The organism is Shewanella sp. SM32, from assembly GCF_025654235.1.
In the GTDB taxonomy this organism is placed as follows: domain Bacteria; phylum Pseudomonadota; class Gammaproteobacteria; order Enterobacterales; family Shewanellaceae; genus Shewanella; species Shewanella oncorhynchi.
In genome coordinates, this window is the sequence record NZ_JAKKRO010000046.1 from 18,856 (window position 1) to 39,079 (window position 20,224).

Here is a 20,224-nt window from a genome sequence, read left to right on the forward strand (position 1 = left end):
CGTCTAAGCATTTAGGGAATTTATTTTGAATAATAGAAAAGGTAGTCTGTTTATGGTTGCTGCGATGGCAGCATTTTCTATTGAAGACATGCTGATCAAATCCGCAGCAGAAACCACCTCTATCGGCCTCATTTTAGCGTTATTTGGCCTAGGTGGAATGTTGATTTTTATACTGTTAACCTGGCGAAAGGGTGAAACTGTGCTTCATCCTGCAGTCTTGTCTACCCCCATATTAGTACGTGCACTATGTGAAATCGTCGGCCGATTCTGTTTTGCTTAAGCCATCACGTTAACACCACTCTCAAGTGCATCCGCTATTTTGCAAGCCACACCTTTAATCGCCATGCTTGGCGCGGCATTGTTGTTCGGTGAACAAGTGAATCACAAGAGATGGCTTGCAGTATTGATTGGTTTTATGGGCGTGCTGATGATCATTCGTCCAGGACTTGATGGTTTTGAGGCCACATCTTTATTCGCCGTTATCGCTACCTTAGGTTTTGCAGGACGCGATTTAGCAACACGCGCAGCCTCTCCCGTATTATCTAATATGCAGCTTGGAGTGTATGGTTTTTTTGTGTTGATTCCTACAGGCTTAGCGATACTGATTTACCAAAATGAAGCAATACAGTTTAGTGCTACCGCAGCAATACAAATAATTGGAGCAATCGTCTTTGGTGTAGTTGCCTATAATGCGCTGACAATCGCTATGCGCACTGGAGATGTATCGGTAGTAAGCCCCTTTCGTTATACACGTTTACTCTTTGCCTTAGCTTTAGGAATATTTATATTTGGAGAATCCCCAGATTTGCTGACTATTCTGGGAAGCCTACTCATAGTATTAAGTGGCGGCTATACCTTAGTTCAAGCGCGTAAAAGAATGACAACGAATAACATAGCTAATGTGGCAAAAACCTAAGGACTCACTAAGAATGGCTAATCGTATCTCTGAAATGATGGGTTTTAGTGAGGATAATAACGGACTAGAACACCCTGAAATGGTCCCAAATAGGTCCCAGAGCAACAAAGGGAACCAGTAAGATACTGATTCCCTTTGCTTTAATTTGGCGGTGAGAGAGGGAGCCTACTTAATGACGCAACCAATTGAAAAGCATAACAAATAAAGAAACAACAAAGGGCCGCATTACTTTTTGCATTACTTCCGATTTTTGATAATTTCTTCAATTAGACCAATGACTTGCCCTGGGAATTCGGCTCCTCAATTTCAGTTCAAGATAATAACATAAGTAATTGTATTTAAAGACTTTATTCGACTTTTATAAAGTCAATAAAAATTTTACCACAAATAACGCTAATCGTCATTTTTGACCAATATTCGCACATCTGTGACTTATTTTGATAGCTTCAATGTCTAGATCAGACATCGTTTCAGTAACGACTTTATAACTAATAGGCAAGCGCGAGTTACCGCTTGTATGGTGTTTAAGTTTAAGTGTGCCACAACAAGCATGCCGTATAACTAACCATCGATCTCATTCGCTTTGGCTATCACCTCTTTTTGTTTTTGGATCGCCTCTTCGATAATTTTTGTAAAAAACTTTCTTTTCTCACTAGATGATGCGTTGCGCACAAAATCAGAGAATGCTGTCGATTTGACCTTGCGACGTTTGGTAATCATTAATACCTCTCAAAATCTGCAGCAAACCAAACAGGCCTATGATAGTTTGCCGAAACCTCGGATAACCAACATCCAAGCATCAGCAAATCCCAGCGCGACAACTGGAAACGCCTGAGCGTGTCATTCAGCAATCCACCAGAGATACCGCTAACGCTATCGAATCACTTAACGACAGCCTGCGTCAAGTGATCAAGGCTAGACGGTCATTCCCAGACGATATTACAGTGCTGAAGTTGCTATATCTGATTTTACACAAGATGACTAAAAAGCGAACCGCACCACTAGGAGCGAAAGCCTACTATGACGCAGTTTATGATTATGTACGGTGACCGTGTATCTTTGTGATGAACAGCCACTTATACAGAAGATTTTATAGTCTTAAATTAAATTATTTTTTATTCTGTCCATCGGGCGGACAGAAATATTATTTCCGGAGTTCTGCCCTGCAAATGCCACTGCTGAAGAGTAGACATAATATTTAATGTAATGAAATTTTAGTGAGAATTACGTTTTTTAAGGAATTAGTTATGGATGATCATTTTAAGGAACTACATCACACCCTTTTCCCTGAAGAGTATGATTTTATTTATGATAGTATCTCTGATGCCTATCGTCGTAGGAAAGGCATAAACCCTATGTCTACTGAATATCAGGAAGAGGTTGACAATCGTCGCCTTGCAATGGGGGTTGAGCCATATGTAGTGCCCAAACTACGAAAGCTGCCACCATTTGAGAAAAATGAACAACAAACCGAAACTAACTCTTTAATCAGTTCAGATGAGTATTGTCGCCAGTACTTGTTAAAAAATATGCCATGATGATTAAAGTATTTTTGACCATCGGTTCGTTATAAATAGCATCTCAATTTTAAATAGTGAAGATACTTATTCCATAAAGTCGCTCTCGAAAGATCAACTGATCCTAAAGTTCTAAAATGAGTGCTGGAGCCGCTAAGGCAAGTCATTTCAGGACTATTAGAAGGTAGAAGGCCAGAGTTAAAAGGCTCATTGATAATAAGGATCGTTTTTCAAAATCACAAATCAACGAGGGAGTGATCGTGAGTCGTATATTTATCGTGATGTTTTTAATTATTTTAACTCTATTTTGTGGTTTGTCCTTTGCTCAGGCTGAAATGAAGATGAAGACCGTAGCTCAAACAGATGTTGCACCATCTTCCTATTTGCAGAAGATTGATGACTGGTATGCCGGACTTCCTGATGGACAAAAGACGCAGATGGTACAGTCTGTAGGCATAGCGTTGATCGTAGTCGTCTGTTTTGTGCTTTTCTTGGTGGGGACTAGGCGGGTTGTGTTTTACTACGATCATCAAGATGCATTTTGGTCAGTAGCCATTTTTTTGTTTCCGATGATTGGTTTTTTGATTGTCGCAATGTTGACCCCTGAAAATGCCACTGCTGAAGAGAAAGTTATACCTACCTATCTCACCATCGCTTCTTTTTGTGGTTCAGGACTCGCCTGTGGGATTTCGGTGTGGAACTCTATCAAGTACAATAGCAGCATCTTCATTGGCCTTATTGTAGGCGTATTAAAAATATTAATGGGCTTTCTGATGTTGTTGACAATATTCGGAATGTTCGCAACGGCGACGGATAACAATCGCACGAAGAGCAATCGAGCTCTAACAATAGCCATATTCGTGCTCATTTTCGGATTGTTTTGGAAACTTCTCGTCAATGGCTATGCGGTGGAGCAGCAACGCCAACTAAAGAGTGCATAAAAATACCCTAACAAAAATTTATATCCGCTCTTTTTTTGGCTAGAGGAATAGTCCGGTGCTATCCGCTCTTAAATAGGTACTTCTGACATCCTATTCCTTATGGCTCAGTTTTTTCACAGCTTGCTCTCTGGTGGGTTATGACACGACAAGATTTGATTTTTATCGGTGATATTCACGGGCAAGACGGAAAGCTTCGTGCGCTGCTCGATCATCTCGACTTTATTGCTGATCCGCTTCAAGAACGTCGCCAGCTGGTTTTCATCGGCGATCTGATCGATAACGGCCCCGAGGTCGAAATAGATCATCAAAAGGCCCTAACCATGGTCAAGGCCCTATGTGATCAGGAACTCGCCTGTTGCTTGATGGGAAACCATGAATTTAATGCCGTGGGTTGGGCTCTGAAGCACCCCAATACAGGCTTACCGCTTCGTCACCACAATGACAACAACCGCAAACAGCATCAACTTTTCCTTCAAGATGTGGACGAGGGAAGTGAGCTGCATAAAACTTGGATCGACTGGTTTATGAAGCTACCTCTCTTTTATGATTTTGGTCATGTCAGAGCTATTCATGCTTGCTGGCACGAGGCGACTATCCAAAGAATTCTGCCATATCTCAACGAGGATAACAGCTTGAAGGTTGAGCATTGGCCCAATGCCTTCGACGAGCGGCACGAGCTATATCAGCTATGTGAAATCTTGCTCAAAGGTCCAGAGTTAGCATTACCGCAGGGTTATAGCTTCCAGGATAAAACGGGTACTGAGCGTCACAGAGTACGGATTAAATGGTGGAGTGAAGAGGCCAAAACCTATAGAGATATAGCCCAAGTACAGCCCAATATGGTCAATCGTATCCCCCCCATTCCACTGGCTGATGAACATTGCAATCCGATAATCAAGACACCTGTTGTTATTGGTCACTACACTCTAGCAGGACTCCCAGCGCCACTCAGCGGTAAAGTGGTATGTGTCGATTACAACGCGGCCAGTACGCAAGGAGAGCTGATAGCTTACAGCTGGTGGCATGATGAGACGCAACATCAGCTGCATGAGCGCAACTTTAACTACTTAAGTGACATGGAGTTTGGTCAGAAGGGAGTAGCGGCGATGAGAGTGTTATTTGACCAGTTTGCTGATCGCTATGCCCCTGCACTATTAAAACCAGAAAAATGGGAGGAGATTCGTCAGTGTCTGCTGAACCAGTGGGATCCAGCCTTCGTCAACGGATTCGATGAGTGCAGCGACGAATATGACAACTATATAACCCCTTTGGCTACTTTGGCCCAACAAGCGAGCTGGGGGGAGTTATCCTGCTATCTGATGGGTATAACCAAAAGCTATTTCAATCAGGAGTTGGAGCCTGACGCTGCAGACCGATTAGCCAAGTGCTTACAGCTGGTGATGAATTCAGAGTTGGATTGAGCGTAGAGATACATCGGTAACTTCTTAATTAACCTGAGTTTGTAGTGGCACATGTAGTGGCACACTAATTTTGGCCACCTAAATATAGGTGATATTATTACCTCGTAGATGACTTTAGGTGAACACATGAGATCGACAACCAGAAAAACATTTAGTGCTGAATTCAAACTTGAAGCAGCCCAATTAGTCCTCAATCCAAACCATCCACGTCTTTCGCCTTGCTACGTTCTACTTTTCTAAAATTTCCTGCATTACTGCATCATATCTGTAATTAACAATGTCACCAGTAATAAGCATCTGAATAGCTTGCTTGATACAAGGGAGTGGAGCAATAAACCATTCTCTAGGTGTATGAGCGATCCCTTTATGATCTGCCACTTTCAGGTCTAAACAAGAATGCCCAAAGAAAGTATGTAGTAATCCCTCAAACTTGTGTGTTTTCATGTTGTAGCACTCAAACTCGGATACTAGTTGAACAGGAGCCATTAGGTATGTCGGTTCATTCTCGGCATTCGCAATGCGCAGCTTTACAGGAGTGGTTGAGTAACCAATCTTGTAGAGGTTATTCACGCAGTTAATCTCTGGTTCATTGCTTAAAGATTTTAAGATGTAAATATAGCCAGACTTTTGATCGTCACGAGTGATGTTTAGCAGTTCATCTAACGCTTTAGCGCTCTTATCAAGGATTCGACGACCCGTTTCGTCCTTGTACAGTTCAGTGGCTAATGAGCGCAGCAACATGTCTGATTCCATACCATTCTCAAAAATCAGATGCAATCGAGCGTTCACTTTACCTTTCCTCTTTTGCCTCTCTTCCATGTCAGAGATATAGCAAGTGATGCCGTGAAGAATGAAGAACATCCCCTTTTGAATTTGCTGCTCACCAGTGAATTGAACCGCCTCTTTTATGTCTGATTTAAGGTCAGCATGACACTGTTGAAACAGAGGCTCATATTCATCAAAGTTGGCGCATTTTTTGCGCTTGGCAACATGACGAGGCATTTCCAAGGTCTTTTTAACGTGCTTTAGATTGAAGATGCTGTCATCAGGCAAATCCAATATCCCTAACATGTCATCAGCAAGTATCGCTTCAATAGAGTTTGGTTTGGGTTCTTCAAACCGTGGTAGAAGTCCATGAATATCGTACCGTTCTAGCGCACGGCAATGCTGTTCATTGCTACGGATAGACTCAAGGCTTTTGCTGCGCATCAGCTCAATAGGATTGTCACGATTTGCTTGCGGCTCTCTCCCATGCTTATCAAAAAACTCATTAATCTGTTTGAATTTAGTGTGTAAGTGATCGTCCGCTGTTGGTGCCGATGATTTAGTTTTTGTTTTTAATAAGCCTTGCGTATCTGAAGCAAGGATATCTTTCAGCCAATCTTCCATCTACATTGCCTCTTTTTGAGCTTGTGCGGCCTGTTCTTGAGCAAGGCGGCGCAGATAGATAACACACTGAGCTAATTCTCGCTCACGACTATTACGAGAATTAAGATCTGGGTGTCGATTGTGTTCTTTTATAAATTGTTGAACTTTCGGCCACAGAACGATAGCTTCTTCTTTAGACATTTGCATGCGAGTCGATTCGACATAGTCTTGAATCAACTTGAGGGAGTCTGTGTTTATCGCTTTTGACAGAATCTCAAATGCTTTCTGGAACGGGTTGACCTGATCGATAAGGTCAATGTGTAGCTCATCAATATTGATGAACTTATCCGCCATACGAACAAACTTCTTGCCTCCCTCTTCTTTAATCTCAGAAGTTGAGATAGCTGAGTCTACAACCACTCGCTGACGAATCTCCTCAATCTCATCTTTAGAGAGATCTGGATATTTCTTCTCGATAAGTTTAGGGATCAACACCTTGTTGATAACTTCAGGATCGTGACCTGCAGCTGAGGCTTTCACGATGTTATCATCTTGCAGAATAGAAGCTTTTAAATCATCAAGGTCTGTTTCGATTATTTGCTTAGTACGCTTAGTGCTTGGCTCTTTTAAACCGCCAATACTGATCACGCCTGGAGGTGTTGGATCCTTATCTGCTGGATCTTTGGCTTTAAACTTAAAGTTTGGTGCCAGCACTTGCTCCATAAGGAGAGAACAAGTGATTGCCTTGAGCATGTTGTTCACGGCGTAGTTGACTTGATCACTTGAAGCATCAGGTTCTGCAATCAAGTTGGTAAATTGGGCATGAGTTTTATTGTGGCTATCACGAGTACAACGACCAATAATCTGTACAATTTCAGTCAAAGAGTTGCGGTATCCAATCGTCAAAGCATGCTCACAAAAACTCCAGTCAAAGCCTTCTTTCGCCATGCCTAGCGCAATAATGATATCAATGTCATCTTCATGCTTGATGTCACGTAAAAACGCTTGGGTTTTTTCTCTGTCTTTTTCATCCCATACGAGGTCGGCAACTTTGATAATTTTGCCATCTTCCTTACGTTTGATATGAATAACACCAGTCTCAGGATCAGTGAATTGGTGTTCACCAATAATGTCTAAGATTGCTGCTACCTGTTCATACTTGTCGTCTTTGCCTGATTCAGCAGAGTTTACATTAGGGATATGAACAATAGTTTTCTTATCGGTATCCAACACCTCTTCAATTGCAGTAAGGTAATGCCCCTTGTAGAAGTGGTAGCCAATTCCCAAAGACTTAAGGTATTGGTAGCCGTTCAGTTGCTCGTAATAGTTAAAAGAAACCTTATCAAACTTCATCTCATCTTCTGGGGTCAGGATAGATACACTATCCCCACGGAAGTAAGAACCCGTCATCGCAACGATATGTGCGGTGCTGTTTTCGATAAGCGCACGCAACACATCCCCCAACACGTTGTCACCATCAGCAGAAACATGATGGAATTCATCGATTGCCAGCAGGATATTGTCAAAAGCTGAGTCTTCCAGCTCTTGGTAAGCAAAGCGCAAGGTAGCGTGAGTACAAATTAAAATGCGCTCATCACTATCTAAAAACTCTTTAAAGATTTTAACTTTGCTTTGATTGCTGGCAGACGTACACAGGTTGTAATGCGGATTGATGTTCCAATCGGCAAAGAAGCCGTATTTCGTTAGCTCGGTGTAGCCAAAAGAGCCACCGATAGAACGTTCAGGAACGGCAACAATTACCTTGTCGATACCTTGGTTGTGAAGCTTATCTAAGCCAATAAACATCAAAGCACGTGACTTACCAGAAGCAGGTGGAGCCTTAATCAATAGGTATTGGCTTGCACGCTGCTCAAAAGCACGAGCCTGCATGGCTCGCATCCCCATATCATTGGTGTTGGTGCTTTCACCTGTTTGAGCGTAGGTAACGTGAACTAAATCAGGCATTTTGGGTCTCTTTTGAAATGTAAAGATTCAATAGGTATTTAGCTCGTAACTCATCTGACTCGAACACTTTCCCTTGATAAATAGTTTCTAAGAATTCATCAATGTTCTGGTGGCTGTTCATTAGATCAATTGGCATATTTTTAATTTCATATAGCTCTGCAATGCTCATTTCTGGATAGCGTTCCCGCACCTCTAATAACTCAAACGCAAGTTCATTTAATCGCTCCTTGTCGGATTCACTAAGAGATGGTAAAGGGAAAGTGTTATATACCATTTTGACTGAGTACCTAAATCCTGCACCTAATCTTCCTCCAACCGTAGACAACCAAACCCTATGAAGAGTTGAAGACAATATCGCAAAAACATAAGGCTCTGCATCGTAAATAGCAAAAGCTTCCTTGTTAATAATTGTTGTTTCATCAACAAAACCCGCCGGAAGATAAGCTCTCGATGAAGCACTTGTGTTTGGGTAGATTATCGCCATTGAATCTTTATGAGTCCGATAGCAAAAGCGATGTGGATACATAGCTACTTTTTTCGCATCTCTTCCTGCATTTTCTCTGTACTCTTTACAGAGTTCTACTCTCTTCCTTATCGCATCAATCTTTAAAGCATCGACAACGCTCTCATCAGGAATCCATATGCAGAACCGTTTTGTTCCTTTAAGGAAATCATTTCCGCCCATATACCTTCTAAGAAAGTTCTTTGCTTCAGGATATACACTGACAATTTCATTGTATTCTTCGTGCTCAAGTATCAGATACTTACCATCAACAGGGTTGCTACCCATACACATCACTGGAAGGTTATTGCTCGCTTTCGATTTTGATTGAACTGCGAAATTATCACCCTCAATAAAATATGGTGAAATGTTCTTCACAACAGAAAGGCTATCTTCAGAGAAGATTATTTTCTTTCGAGGAATCGTTGATTTGAATAGCCCAATAATCGTACACCAAACGCCAGCATTATCTTTGGCGTTATTCTTCCACTCAAATGGCTTATTTATAAAGCCAATATTAAATCCTTTATTGAATATATATTCCCAAAGTAAGTATGCTTGCTCACCTTGACATACTGAGCTTGTGGTAACAAATGAGAATGAAGCATTCTTACCATCAATAAAATCCGTCGCTTTAAAAAACCAGCACCCAATATAATCTAGCTGCTTTCTATTATTTAGCCCCGCCATATCCATATCAACAGATTGTTCTTTACTTAATTTCTTGCCTCCTAAATATGGTGGATTACCAATAATAAACACCTCATCAAGGCCGTTAGTAGGACAAACTAAATCCCAATCAATACGGGTAGCATTACCTGCGACAATTCGACCACTTTGCTTCAATGGGAGCGTTGGTGCCGTGTAACCAAACTCGGTCTCAAACACCATATTCATTTGGTGTTCGACTAACCAGAGAGAGAGAATTGCCATCTCATGAGCAAAATCATCAAGCTCGATACCGTAGAACTGGTCAAGGCGGATTGCCGAATGAGACTCGTCAAATAAGCCCATCATTCCTGAGTCCGACTCCCCCTCAAGTTCACGAATGCGCTTTAGGATCTCAATCTCTAACTCTCTAATTTCTTTATAGGTAATGATCAAAAAGTTGCCTGAACCACAAGCGGGGTCAAAAAACTTAATGCGGCTTAGGCGCACCTGAAGTTTCTTTAGTTTGTTGATGTTGTCATTGCACTTATCAAACTCTTCATAAAGATCATTCAAGAACAGCGGCTCAATCACTTTCATGATGTTTGATACCGATGTGTAGTGCATCCCCATTTTGCTGCGGGTTTCTGGATCGGCAACACCTTGAATCATAGAACCGAAGATATCTGGGTTGATATCAGACCAATCCAACTCACCTGCATCAAGTAACATTTTCCTAGCTTTGAAATCGAACTTAGGAATAGCTATTTCTTTCTTAAATAACCCACCATTTACGTATGGAAATTTACTTAAGTAATCAGGTAAATCTGGGCGGCTTTCTGCAGGAGTATTTAATACCTCAAATAGCCTTTTCAAAGCTAAATGAACGTCGCTACCATCAATGTTTGTACGTGTAATTACATTAGTAAATTGATATGGCTCATGCTTGAAAATCTTCGTATCTTCAGCGAATAAACAGAAGAGTAAACGGTTTAGAAATAAAACCATCTCATGTAACTGTTCTTTTGTAGCATTCGCTGGATAATTGATCGATTTTATATGGTCAAAGAAATCTGCCATCTTCTCAGCAGCTTTAACATCCGCAGGGTTTTCACCACGATAGACCATTTTCTCCACACCCGCCCACGGTAGGAAGAAATCGAAATACTTCGCTAGTTGACCAAGCTCGATATCAAGCGTGTCTTGAGTCTTGGTGTCAATAGCAATGAGCTGAGAGAAATCAGTAACAACAACAAAACGAATCTTATTGGTAGCCACCATTTTGCTGTTTTTGAGGGCATCAATTTCAGCGAACAAATTTGAGGTGCATGGTTTGAAGTACAGATGACGCTTTAATATCACCTCGCCAGCAGTCTTCGCTAGGTTACGATCACCCGACTTAACGCGGCTGACCACTGACTTACGATGCCCGTAAGCCAACAATAGCTCATAGACAAAATCATCTTTCGAGATTTCTTGGCTTGATACTAATTTTACCAAGTTCTTAACATTTTCTTCTATTTGTACGCTGTTCATGTTTTATGCCGCCTAAATATAGCTCAAATATGTAAAGCACCTACAGTCTTGAATCGAGGTACTAATAAAAAATCACTCTTCCAAAAAATAATCTGAATCTATTGCCTTAACGGCATAGAGTTCGCGGGTAGATACACCAACATTGTGTTCTATCGTGAGCGCGGCCAATTCGCGGCCGTCGATAAGGACGATGCGTTTTTCAATACGGGTAACAAAATCACGGGCGTCTTTACTGAAATTTGAGGTGGTAATAAATACGCCTTTACGAGCGCGGTGCATGTCCAGCGCCCCTGCAAACGCTTGAATATCTGGCCTACCGACAGTGTTATCGCGGTAACGTTTAGCTTGCAGGTAGATGGAGTCTAGCCCGAGTTTATCTTCTTTGGTGATACCATCAACACCGCCATCACTGCTGTACTGAGTTGCTTGGCCAGCATCCTTTTGACTGCCACCGTACCCCATGGCTAGCATCAAATCGACCACCAGCTGCTCGAAAAACTTGGGCGATAATGTGTGGATTTGTTCAATCAATTCATCGGCAAGGGCTGAATTAAGGGCGGTAAAGGCGATATCGATTAACTCTGTAGGAGTTTGAGCATCATCATGTTGATGAGTTAACTCTTTGCCACGACTTCTGTTAACTTCAGTGGATGTTTTGTTGGTAGCCGATGGCTCATTGCTGGTACTTAAGAAGCGATTAAAGTCTTCAAACTGCGCAAGGTAATGGTTATTAATCAGCTTTCCACTAGCCAGAGCTTCCCGACCTCTTTGGGTAATTTGACAAACACCGCGTTTGGGCTGACTAATAAGAGCGGCTTTGGCCATATAGGTTTTGGCCCAGCCAACCCGACTTCTAACATATGTGGTTTTGCCACTCGGAATTGTCCGAGCTAACTGCTCAGCAGTAAAGCCATAATGGTTAGAAACAGCGAGGTACATCTGCTGGAGTGTTTTAACCTCTCCATCCGCCAGCACCTTAAGCACCGCTGGCATCATCTCTTCATAGCTTGGAATTGTATCGACCATCCCTGTGCCTCACCTCTTATTTATTTTGTGGCAAAAACTGCAAAGGTAATCGCCTAAATGCTCTCAAGTACTATGTTTAAAGCAGCTCAATTAAACGATTACACTATTTAGATTGATGCACATAATTTTTAGGATTGTGTCAGAAAAGTTCTATCTAATCCAGTGAGATAGCACACAGTCTTTGTACTTAAATCATTAAAACACTTTTAACGTTAAATCCTGTGAAATACAGGTCACCTGAAAAGTGATAACGCAAAAATCTAATCTCGCGCCCCAAAATGGATACGAAAATTTGAGTAAGTTAATTTGCCAAAAGACCGATTGCCAACAATCTGATAACACAGTAATATGCTCTACGCGAGCGTATTCTCCTGGAAACTTGGGCTGCCGAATTTCCGAATAAGTACAAAGGGCCTTCCCTTCTTCTCCAAATCCAAATGAGAAACTTAACTTGCCCTTGGCAGTGCGGCTTTCAGCTGCGGCATTTTCTTTGGAGATAAAAATGAATATTGCACATCTATTAAGCGCAACTCGCAAAGTTTACGCACTCATCCCACGTCCTTCTTCTGAAACCAGATTATGGTCTATTCAGCTTGATGGTTTATCTAGCAAAGACATAAAAACTGCTGCAAAAAGCTTACGAGAATCAAGGAAAAAATCAGCTATCGCATTAAAAGATATACCTGAGTTAAAAGTGAGCGAACTACACCGTAACTTAGCAATGATGTTAGGTGCTCGCTCTTTTGATCATTTACGCCAAATTGAACCCGATTTAGAGAGTTTTCTTTGTAAAAATGGCATGACACATCCAATCGATCTGATTACGTGTAACAAGAACCCATTTATTAGCTTAACAGCACAACAGATTTCAGAGCGCATCTTTAAATCAAATTTACCCGTGCCGAAACGCGTGTTTACAGGCGTAGGTTCCCGTTTCTTTATGGCGGATGGTGTAGGTACATTAGATCTGCAGCAAGTCTCTAAAATCAAATGTAATTACATTGATGAAACCATCGATTGGGCTAATGAGGCACCAAATGAAATTGTATTAACAGCACCTCACAATCGGCAGATATCTTTAACACGTAGAGATGTATTACTACATGCTTATAGTTTTAATGGTGTCATCTCCGGATTCAATCTTATTGGGGATTCACTGGTTAATCCTATGCTTCGTCCAATTGAACATCGACTTTACAATGCCACAGACAAGGACATGGAGCAGGCTGAGCGCATTTTTCAGCTTTTCCGCCAAGAAATGGAGAGCTCTGATGATGGCTGGCTTGAGGTTATAACCTTTCCTGAACTGCCTAATATAGCCTTTTTAAAAGGAAAAAATGGTGATTTTGATTGGGTAATTAAAGATCAGCGCAATAAACAATACTCGGGTAATCCTTATAAGCACATCTTTAAAAATGATGAACTCCCTTCTGCAATGCGAAGCTCAGAATTTGATGCATTTTGCTATTTCAAACGTGATATCTGGAATGAATTCGTTGAACATGAAGCAGAAAAGCGCCATTACATTAAGGGTGGAACCATCGCCAACTGGCCAGGCTATCGTAAATTAATGTTAAAAGAATTAGTCGCCTCTAAGACTTACAGCATGCCACCTAATCAAGAGCCCGCTATCGCAGGTGACTTTATTACACATAAACTCAGAGATGATCGATATTTAATGGTTTCTCCGCTAGTTACCATTGGAGCATTTTGGGAATTTTATGAAGAATCCCAAATGCGTATCCATAGGTCAGAATTGCTTGGTGGTAACGGTCAGCCGTTAGAAATGAATCTGCTCAGTGTCAACAACCCAGAGGAAAATAACGATCTCCCAGCAAGCCTTACTTGGTATGACGCTGTTGCATTTTGTCGAAACTACGAGCTTAAGACGGGACTACCAGTACGTCTGTTAACTATTGAAGAGTGGAAACAAGTTGCACCAGCGCCAAAGCTCAGCATTGAACAATTAATGGAGAGTGAAATGGTTTACCTTGAAGAACATCGATGCATTGTTGACCAATTTAATAAACTTAGCTGCTTCTCGAAAATGAATTCTGACAATCCAGTGCTACGTTTCGGTGAAAATTTACATTGGGCTTATAATTCTGAAAAGTTGCCCTTTCTGGAAAATTCCGATTTTGGTGAATGGCTATTCGATTATTTTGGTGGCTACGCTCCTGCTGCCAACGCCCTGACAGGGGAATCATTAAATTGGGGGGCAATAGAAAGAGATCTATGCCCGGCGACCTCAACTATGCGCAATAAAGGAATGAAAACAGGCTTCCGCCTTTGCTATCTAGCGAAATCTGACAAATAAGCTCAATTAACTTTATGAGGTGAAGGCTTATACTAGCCTTCACCTTTTATCTCAAGAAGTTCGATTATGCACACCTGCAGCCATTAGCTTCATCGTATATTATCAAAGCTACTGTTTGCTATGAATGCTGTTGCCACCTGTTGATGTAGTCTCGGTAGATGCAGCTTGCCCTGTTTTTCATTAATTTCGAATGGAACAAGCCATAATCTTAAAGTCTCTCCACTTGAGCTTGATGAATGGTAAAGAAGTGGTAACTGTACGGCTTTGTCGAATCCGAATTGCATTGGGTAAATCAAATACATATCTCCACTGCCATTAAGATAGGTATGCCCATAGGCAAACATTTGATAGAGATCTGTTGTTACAACGCCATATTTAGCAGAAGCGTTATTATCTTTCTGATCGAAAATCTTCCACTTGGTATCTAGAACAAAACAGGCTTCAGTAGTATCGATAACGATGTCTGGCTTTAAACGAAACCAATTAGCTGAATCATGAGTAACCAACCAGTGAGAACGCGCTTGCGCAGTCATTTTGCTGGTGGGGAGCAGTTGGCGTTTAAGCTCAGCTGCGACATACGCTTCAAACACCGCTTCCATGGGAAATAGTAACGAAAAGGCTTGCTGTGTTCCCAGCATTGACTGTGGCGATAATCCTTCGAGAATAATTTTCGCCCAGGCTAATGGCATTTCATAAGAGTGTATACTGCGATCTAAGCGAACATTTTCAAAATCCTTAACATAGTCACTGCTAAGTGAAACTGCCTCAAAAGAAAAGCGAAGTTCCTTATTTAGCCGCTGATGACTGGCTAGCCGAGAATACATAGCGACTATCGTTAACGCACTGTGGATTAATCGGTTTTCAGCCCTATCGACAGAGAACTCATCAAAATCTACCGCAAAACGTTGGCGGTTGACTAGGTTGTAGCGAAGTTGACGAGAGACACTTAGTTTTCCTTTTAGAAATAATAAGTTGCCTTGATTATCTTGGTAACCACTTCGTAAACCACGTTTCACCAAAATACTCACTGAAGTCAAAAACTGGCTTATAAAAAGCTCCATAAGGGGCATTTTCTGCGTTTTGATATTGGCTTGGTTAGTTTGTAGGTGTCGAAACCCTTTAAGACGTTTCAACATCCAGAGCAAAGTCATACGCCCCTGATCTGACGTATAACATTCTGTTTGCTTGCCAATTTTGGGTAAAATTTCGATTTGAGTACCATCAGGAGTAATGACAACACCCGCGAAATTTTGTGCCTGGAGAACTTCTTGCTGATGTTGGATTCGCAGCTTAAAGGCTGCTTGCACAGCCTCTTTTGATAAACATAACTGTTTTATGTACTCAAATGCTTGTCGCGAAATTTGGCGAAAACGTGCTTGTCCATTGCTGGGTAACTCAACACACAAAAAGTCGAACTCAAAGACACTAATGAGTTTGCCATTACTAACCATCAAAGAGTCCCTACGTTTTGTTGGTCGTAAATAGCAATGTAGGCCTCAGGCTGTCCCCAAAAATCCCCGTCACTTTGAAGCTGATAACTTGTAATCGTGTCTATATCAAAATCTGTGTCATTACCAAACAACTTACCTAGTTCAACTGGCTTACTTACGACGAACGCTAACTTTTGATTGGCCTTTTGATTATCGCCAAGAACTAAACGAATCTTTTGCCAGTCATCAAAAAAGTACTCTTGCAGTAACGGAATGATTTTATTTTTGAATGCAGAAATAAGTAGTTCGAAGGCTCTGTCTTGATCTTCATCCATCGCGGCCTCATAAGCGGGGAAGAAAAATGCATGACCCAGCGTGTGCTCACGATCATATAGGACGCTAATACGTTCATTCATAGTGGTGAGAAGACGTGCTAGCTCAATACCGTAAATAAGAGGGTGCTTATCAATTTTAGATGGTTCTGGCATAAGCTCTTTAAAATCAAAACGACGGCGCAATGCGGTATCCATTAATGCTAAAGAGCGATCTGCAGTATTCATGGTACCTATAAGATAAAGATTATCAGGAACTGAAAATGGCATTTGCGAACATGGTAAGGTTGCCTGTAATGCTTCCGTTTGATTCTGGCCGCTTCGTTTAGATGGCTCTATCAACGTAATCAATTCACCAAAAATCTTGGAAATATTGCCACGGTTAATTTCGTCGATAATCAGCACGTAATTTTGAGCTTGTTGCTGTACTTGCGTTTGTTTTAGTACAACACCGTTTGAGTTCAGGTGATCCAAGACATCAGCAACAGTGAGCCGTGAGAGTGGATAACAAGTGGAGAGGTTAAAACTGGTATTGCCGTTTAGCACCTTAAACTCGACAGATATATCTGTTGCTAACCAAGTTATATTTCTCTGATGTCTAAAATCTGGACGAGTAGGTACAGCCGATTCAACATATTGATAGTCACCAGTCACTACACCAACAGCGCCAACGGACGTCTTGCTATCAATACAAAGCACTAGGTCGCCAACCTGCATCTGTTGGCTGAAATAGTAGAGGGAGTTTTTCGCATTTTTTCCTAACGATTGATGGTAAGAATTCTTCTCATCGCCAGTAAGATCACCAGTATTTCCCCAGCCAATGGCCCCGATTCCGTTGGCTAAGCAGTAATCTTTGGCACTATTTTTTTGCGCACTTTCGATTGAAAGCTTCCAAACCTGGCCAGATTTGTTGATTTCATTATGGACGGTGTAACGACTTGCTTGAGCATCTTCACAGATTTCTCTAAAGATGCCTTTCTTCACGAAGTAACGAATTACATCTGGATTCTCTTCCTCACTCAGCGCACTTAACCCTTCAACAAAATCCTCATAGCCATAGCTCTGGTGAAATGTCACAAAACGAATACGCTTCTCTTTAACCAGTTGATTGTATTTATCCTTCAGCTGTTTCCTAGACTCCGGATTAAATTCAGGTTCTGCAATGGCGACAGCGGACTCAATTGTAGAATAGGTTTTGCCTGTTCCAGGAGGGCCAAAGAGAATTTGATTTAGCGGAAAGATGGGAGCGCTATAGAGATTATCATCATTATCAAACTGCTCACCACTTACTTTACCTTCGAGCTCATCAGCCTTTCGCCATAACTCCATGCCGTATTCCAACGGTGTTTTAGTCCCTCGGGCCAGTAACAACTTAGTGTAAGCAATCGAGTGAGTTAACGGTCTTTCATCAAGTAACACATTAAATTTTTTCAGTTTATAAATAGGCAGAGCCAAAGGTGCGCTATGATCTTGATAAATAAACACCAATTTCCATTTTAGAACTTGCTCAAAATCCAGTGACTCAATTTTTTCAAGTTCTGCGTGCTTAGCAGCATGAATAACAGACAATATTTTGGATTTGATATTTGAAAATGCTTGTTCTGCTGATGAACCATACTTTCGCTTCCATGAATATACATCGTCAGAATCAATAAATTCTCGAATCCCCTTCGGCACTGATTTACGTTTATAAATGCCAAATTTAGAAGCGTCACCACCTTTGATAGAGCCTAAATAGCGACCAACACCAAACTCAATCCAATACGCAAATGTGTTTTGATCATTTACGGACGTGTACTCTTCGAGGCTCAATGACTCTAAACGCTCAACGGGCCATTCGTGAATAAATTGCTCTAAAAATTGTTGACGCTCTTGATTACTAATACTCATGTAACTTAATTTCCTTTCCTTAAAATAAACTGGAGAGTTTCATTTTCTGCTTACTAAAACAACTCTTTAGTCATTTCTAATCCCAAACGTATTTTGCAGGATTTGACTTTGCCCTTAGCTGCCCAATGGTTACTAGGGAATTGCCCTGAATTAATAACCTTGCCAGACTCATTGGTAACATGGATCACTCCATTCCAATATGACAATCTTGGAGTGTCTTCGCTTGGGTCTAATAACAACAGCTTTGTGATAATTGACTCTGATTCATCAATGTCAACGAACTCGTAACCTACGACAAGAGCCCAATGCGCACCGCCCCCCTGCCAGTCGATCCAAAGGAGTACGGGTTTATTATCATCAACTGCATCAGCAGATCTATGTGCTAGTTCCTTGGTATTCTTTGCTTTAATTGGCTCAATTTTAATCTGTGAATAGGGAGAATTTTTGAAGTAGTTACCTAACCGAACTAAATCATTGGCATCGGTACCATCTCGAACCATCGAGTTAAATTCATACAGGTTGTTCATGAACTTACCAATTCGAGTCCGCCCCTCTAAACAATCTAAGCTAGTCACTTCATCGCGAGTTACAGCACCATGATAAATCAACCCCATCAATACGCTGTATGGTCCGCAAGCTCCATCCATATCCCCTTGTCTTAATGCGACATACTCACCATCTATTGTCTTCACACCTTTAGGGCTAAGCTCTAGATGTTCAAGGACCTTTATTTGCTTCATAACAACTTCATATAGTTCAGACTCATCAGCTAGCTAGATAGTGAGTCATAGCTTCTGACAGTTGACACTTAATTGCTTCTCTTAATGACTTAGGCTTAAGCACCTCAATATTGCCTGCGTGGGACATGATCCACCAGCGCAACTGCCAGCTATCAATAACGGTGGCGGTTAACAAACACCATTCATCATCAATTTTGCTAAGCTGCATATCGTCGCTTAACGGTTGTTCTTCAAGGTGATCGGCTTGCTGCACCTTCACTTTTGCTTTAAAGGTTATTAAACCTGCAGAACCTTCACTGGTGAATTGCATGCCTCCAGTATCGAGATAGGCTTGCAGGTTAAAATTTCGTTTGGGGTTCGCTTCGCCATAAAGCTCAGCAGCTAGCATACGGTGCATGGCAAACCGACGTACATCTGTATGCTTCCCAACTGTTGCCAGTAGATACAGCACTTGGCCTCGCAGCACTAATGCTAAAGGAGCTAGTTGATAAGATTTAGGCTTAGACTGGTGAATGGGTTGGTAACTCACCTCAAGCTGCTGTTCGCGTAACACTGCATTTTGTACTCGTTCCAACACCTGTTCATCAATAGCGGGCGGCGAGCAGGAAAGGTCTGGCTCAATACTGGCAAATTTTTGGGACCAATTAGCCAATGTTTTTGATTTCGATAGCGTACTTGCTGCTAGTGTAAATTGCGACTCTAGTCCCTTAAATAACAACTTAGGTAGCAACGACGTCAGCGAGCTTTGCACCAACAGCAGTGAAATACTGTCTGAAAATGAGAGCCCAGTCATCAGCTCAGTACGACTATCATGTTGCCAATACCAGCGCATCTGGTGGCCGTCTCTATCGCATTGCAGTGGGAAAATATCTGCCAAAAATGCAAGATCACGTTGAATAGTCCGCTGCGTCTGGTTTACCCCTTCAGACGTCAAATAATTGCGAAGCTCTTCGGTTGTCTTACGCTCTGCAGTCCTTGAGAGATATTTCAAGATCATCCATTGACGATGGACTGTATTCACCGTTTTACTTGGGCACTTTAAAACATCCTTGTTTGTCATCTATCGTTCTCTGTGTCCAAATTTTCTTATATTGGCGTTATCAAAGCTAATTACCCAAAACATTGCAAGTATTCAGCTTTAGTATGTGAACAACCTATCAAGCCATCTCTCGGATACAACTCCTCAAAATAACGCACTAAAGCTTCTCCCTCAGACACACTGAAGTGAGTTCTACTACAGAGAAATAAAAACGCCTCGGGCACAATATTACGCATCAGTTCGAATAGAAACCAAGGGTCAGCATTACGCAGGTATAACTCTTGCACATAACGTTGAAAATAGGGCTCAAAGTAGTCATATGATGCCGGAAAATATAATGGCACTGTAGCCAAAGCACGGATAAGAGGACTTTTGGGGTTGTACTCATTTAGCACTGAAGAATCCCCTGATGATTTACAAATAAATCATCAAATTAGGGTGGAAGCGCATCTTGTTGCATGATCAAATGGTTTCGCTAAAAACTACACTTGGACAACAAGATGCGCGAAGCCAATATCCTACAACATTCTTTACACCAATACTGCCCAGAACTTCACCTAAAACGATTAAACAGCTTGATGCTGGCCTCTAAGGCACTGATTGAATGTAAGACACTGACCTTGACTGAGTTAGGTC

Annotated in this window: 16 protein-coding genes and 2 pseudogenes; 8 read left to right on the forward strand and 10 right to left on the reverse strand. The window is 41.5% G+C overall.

Annotation, left to right across the window (positions count from 1 at the left end):
* Positions 1 to 25 precede the first annotated feature (25 nt).
* Positions 26 to 280 carry a hypothetical protein gene (locus L5M10_RS16885; RefSeq protein WP_263166339.1) on the forward strand — a complete coding sequence of 85 codons (255 nt, stop codon included), beginning with the start codon at positions 26 to 28 and terminating at the stop codon, positions 278 to 280.
* Between the two features lie 3 nt (positions 281 to 283).
* On the forward strand, positions 284 to 916 hold the full coding sequence (locus L5M10_RS16890; protein ID WP_263166571.1) for a DMT family transporter: 633 nt from the start codon (positions 284 to 286) through the stop codon (positions 914 to 916).
* A 561-nt stretch (positions 917 to 1,477) separates the two neighbouring features.
* Here L5M10_RS16890 and L5M10_RS16895 read toward each other — a convergent pair.
* Positions 1,478 to 1,636: a hypothetical protein gene (locus L5M10_RS16895; protein WP_263255623.1), complete on the reverse strand. Its 159-nt coding sequence runs from the start codon at positions 1,634 to 1,636 to the stop codon at positions 1,478 to 1,480.
* A 45-nt stretch (positions 1,637 to 1,681) separates the two neighbouring features.
* On the opposite strand from L5M10_RS16895, the pseudogene L5M10_RS16900 reads away from it, so the two are divergent.
* From L5M10_RS16900 to L5M10_RS16915, 4 genes and pseudogenes are all read left to right on the forward strand, one after another.
* Positions 1,682 to 1,981: pseudogene (locus L5M10_RS16900) on the forward strand (transposase); the annotation flags it as partial.
* 182 nt (positions 1,982 to 2,163) lie between these two features.
* Positions 2,164 to 2,454: a hypothetical protein gene (locus tag L5M10_RS16905; protein WP_263255624.1), complete on the forward strand. Its 291-nt coding sequence runs from the start codon at positions 2,164 to 2,166 to the stop codon at positions 2,452 to 2,454.
* Between the two features lie 239 nt (positions 2,455 to 2,693).
* Entirely contained in the window at positions 2,694 to 3,374 is a 681-nt protein-coding gene (locus L5M10_RS16910) for a hypothetical protein (protein ID WP_263255625.1), read from the forward strand.
* A gap of 137 nt (positions 3,375 to 3,511) precedes the next feature.
* Positions 3,512 to 4,795, forward strand: a complete 1,284-nt coding sequence (locus tag L5M10_RS16915) for a metallophosphoesterase (RefSeq protein WP_263255626.1) — start codon at positions 3,512 to 3,514, stop codon at positions 4,793 to 4,795.
* Between the two features lie 228 nt (positions 4,796 to 5,023).
* Here the strand turns inward: L5M10_RS16915 and L5M10_RS16920 are convergent, their stop codons facing one another.
* The 4 genes from L5M10_RS16920 to L5M10_RS16935 form a co-directional block, all read right to left on the reverse strand.
* Entirely contained in the window at positions 5,024 to 6,184 is a 1,161-nt protein-coding gene (locus L5M10_RS16920) for a GIY-YIG nuclease family protein (protein ID WP_263255627.1), read from the reverse strand.
* Complete coding sequence (locus tag L5M10_RS16925) at positions 6,185 to 8,128, reverse strand: DEAD/DEAH box helicase (RefSeq protein WP_263255628.1); 1,944 nt, start codon at positions 8,126 to 8,128, stop codon at positions 6,185 to 6,187.
* Positions 8,121 to 10,814, reverse strand: a complete 2,694-nt coding sequence (locus L5M10_RS16930; protein WP_263255629.1) for a class I SAM-dependent DNA methyltransferase — start codon at positions 10,812 to 10,814, stop codon at positions 8,121 to 8,123. Before L5M10_RS16930 ends, L5M10_RS16925 begins: the two co-directional genes overlap by 8 nt.
* Before the next feature lie 72 nt (positions 10,815 to 10,886).
* On the reverse strand, positions 10,887 to 11,840 hold the full coding sequence (locus tag L5M10_RS16935) for a restriction endonuclease (RefSeq protein WP_263255630.1): 954 nt from the start codon (positions 11,838 to 11,840) through the stop codon (positions 10,887 to 10,889).
* A gap of 502 nt (positions 11,841 to 12,342) precedes the next feature.
* Here L5M10_RS16935 and L5M10_RS16940 point away from each other — a divergent pair.
* Entirely contained in the window at positions 12,343 to 14,157 is a 1,815-nt protein-coding gene (locus L5M10_RS16940; protein WP_263255631.1) for a formylglycine-generating enzyme family protein, read from the forward strand.
* Between the two features lie 89 nt (positions 14,158 to 14,246).
* Here L5M10_RS16940 and L5M10_RS16945 read toward each other — a convergent pair whose 3' ends face one another.
* From L5M10_RS16945 to L5M10_RS16965, 5 genes are all read right to left on the reverse strand, one after another.
* Positions 14,247 to 15,608, reverse strand: coding sequence for an McrC family protein (locus L5M10_RS16945; protein WP_263255632.1), 1,362 nt, complete (start codon positions 15,606 to 15,608; stop codon positions 14,247 to 14,249).
* A complete protein-coding gene (locus L5M10_RS16950; RefSeq protein WP_263255634.1) occupies positions 15,608 to 17,809 on the reverse strand; it encodes an AAA family ATPase in 2,202 nt (733 codons plus the stop codon). Before L5M10_RS16950 ends, L5M10_RS16945 begins: the two co-directional genes overlap by 1 nt.
* 53 nt (positions 17,810 to 17,862) lie before the next feature.
* Positions 17,863 to 18,549, reverse strand: coding sequence for a hypothetical protein (locus L5M10_RS16955; RefSeq protein WP_263255636.1), 687 nt, complete (start codon positions 18,547 to 18,549; stop codon positions 17,863 to 17,865).
* Positions 18,550 to 18,574: 25 nt separating this feature from the next.
* Positions 18,575 to 19,570, reverse strand: coding sequence for a helix-turn-helix transcriptional regulator (locus L5M10_RS16960; RefSeq protein ID WP_263255638.1), 996 nt, complete (start codon positions 19,568 to 19,570; stop codon positions 18,575 to 18,577).
* Positions 19,571 to 19,659: 89 nt separating this feature from the next.
* Entirely contained in the window at positions 19,660 to 19,983 is a 324-nt protein-coding gene (locus L5M10_RS16965) for a hypothetical protein (protein WP_263255640.1), read from the reverse strand.
* Positions 19,984 to 20,088: 105 nt separating this feature from the next.
* On the opposite strand from L5M10_RS16965, the pseudogene L5M10_RS16970 reads away from it, so the two are divergent.
* Positions 20,089 to 20,224: pseudogene (locus tag L5M10_RS16970) on the forward strand (IS4 family transposase); the annotation flags it as partial.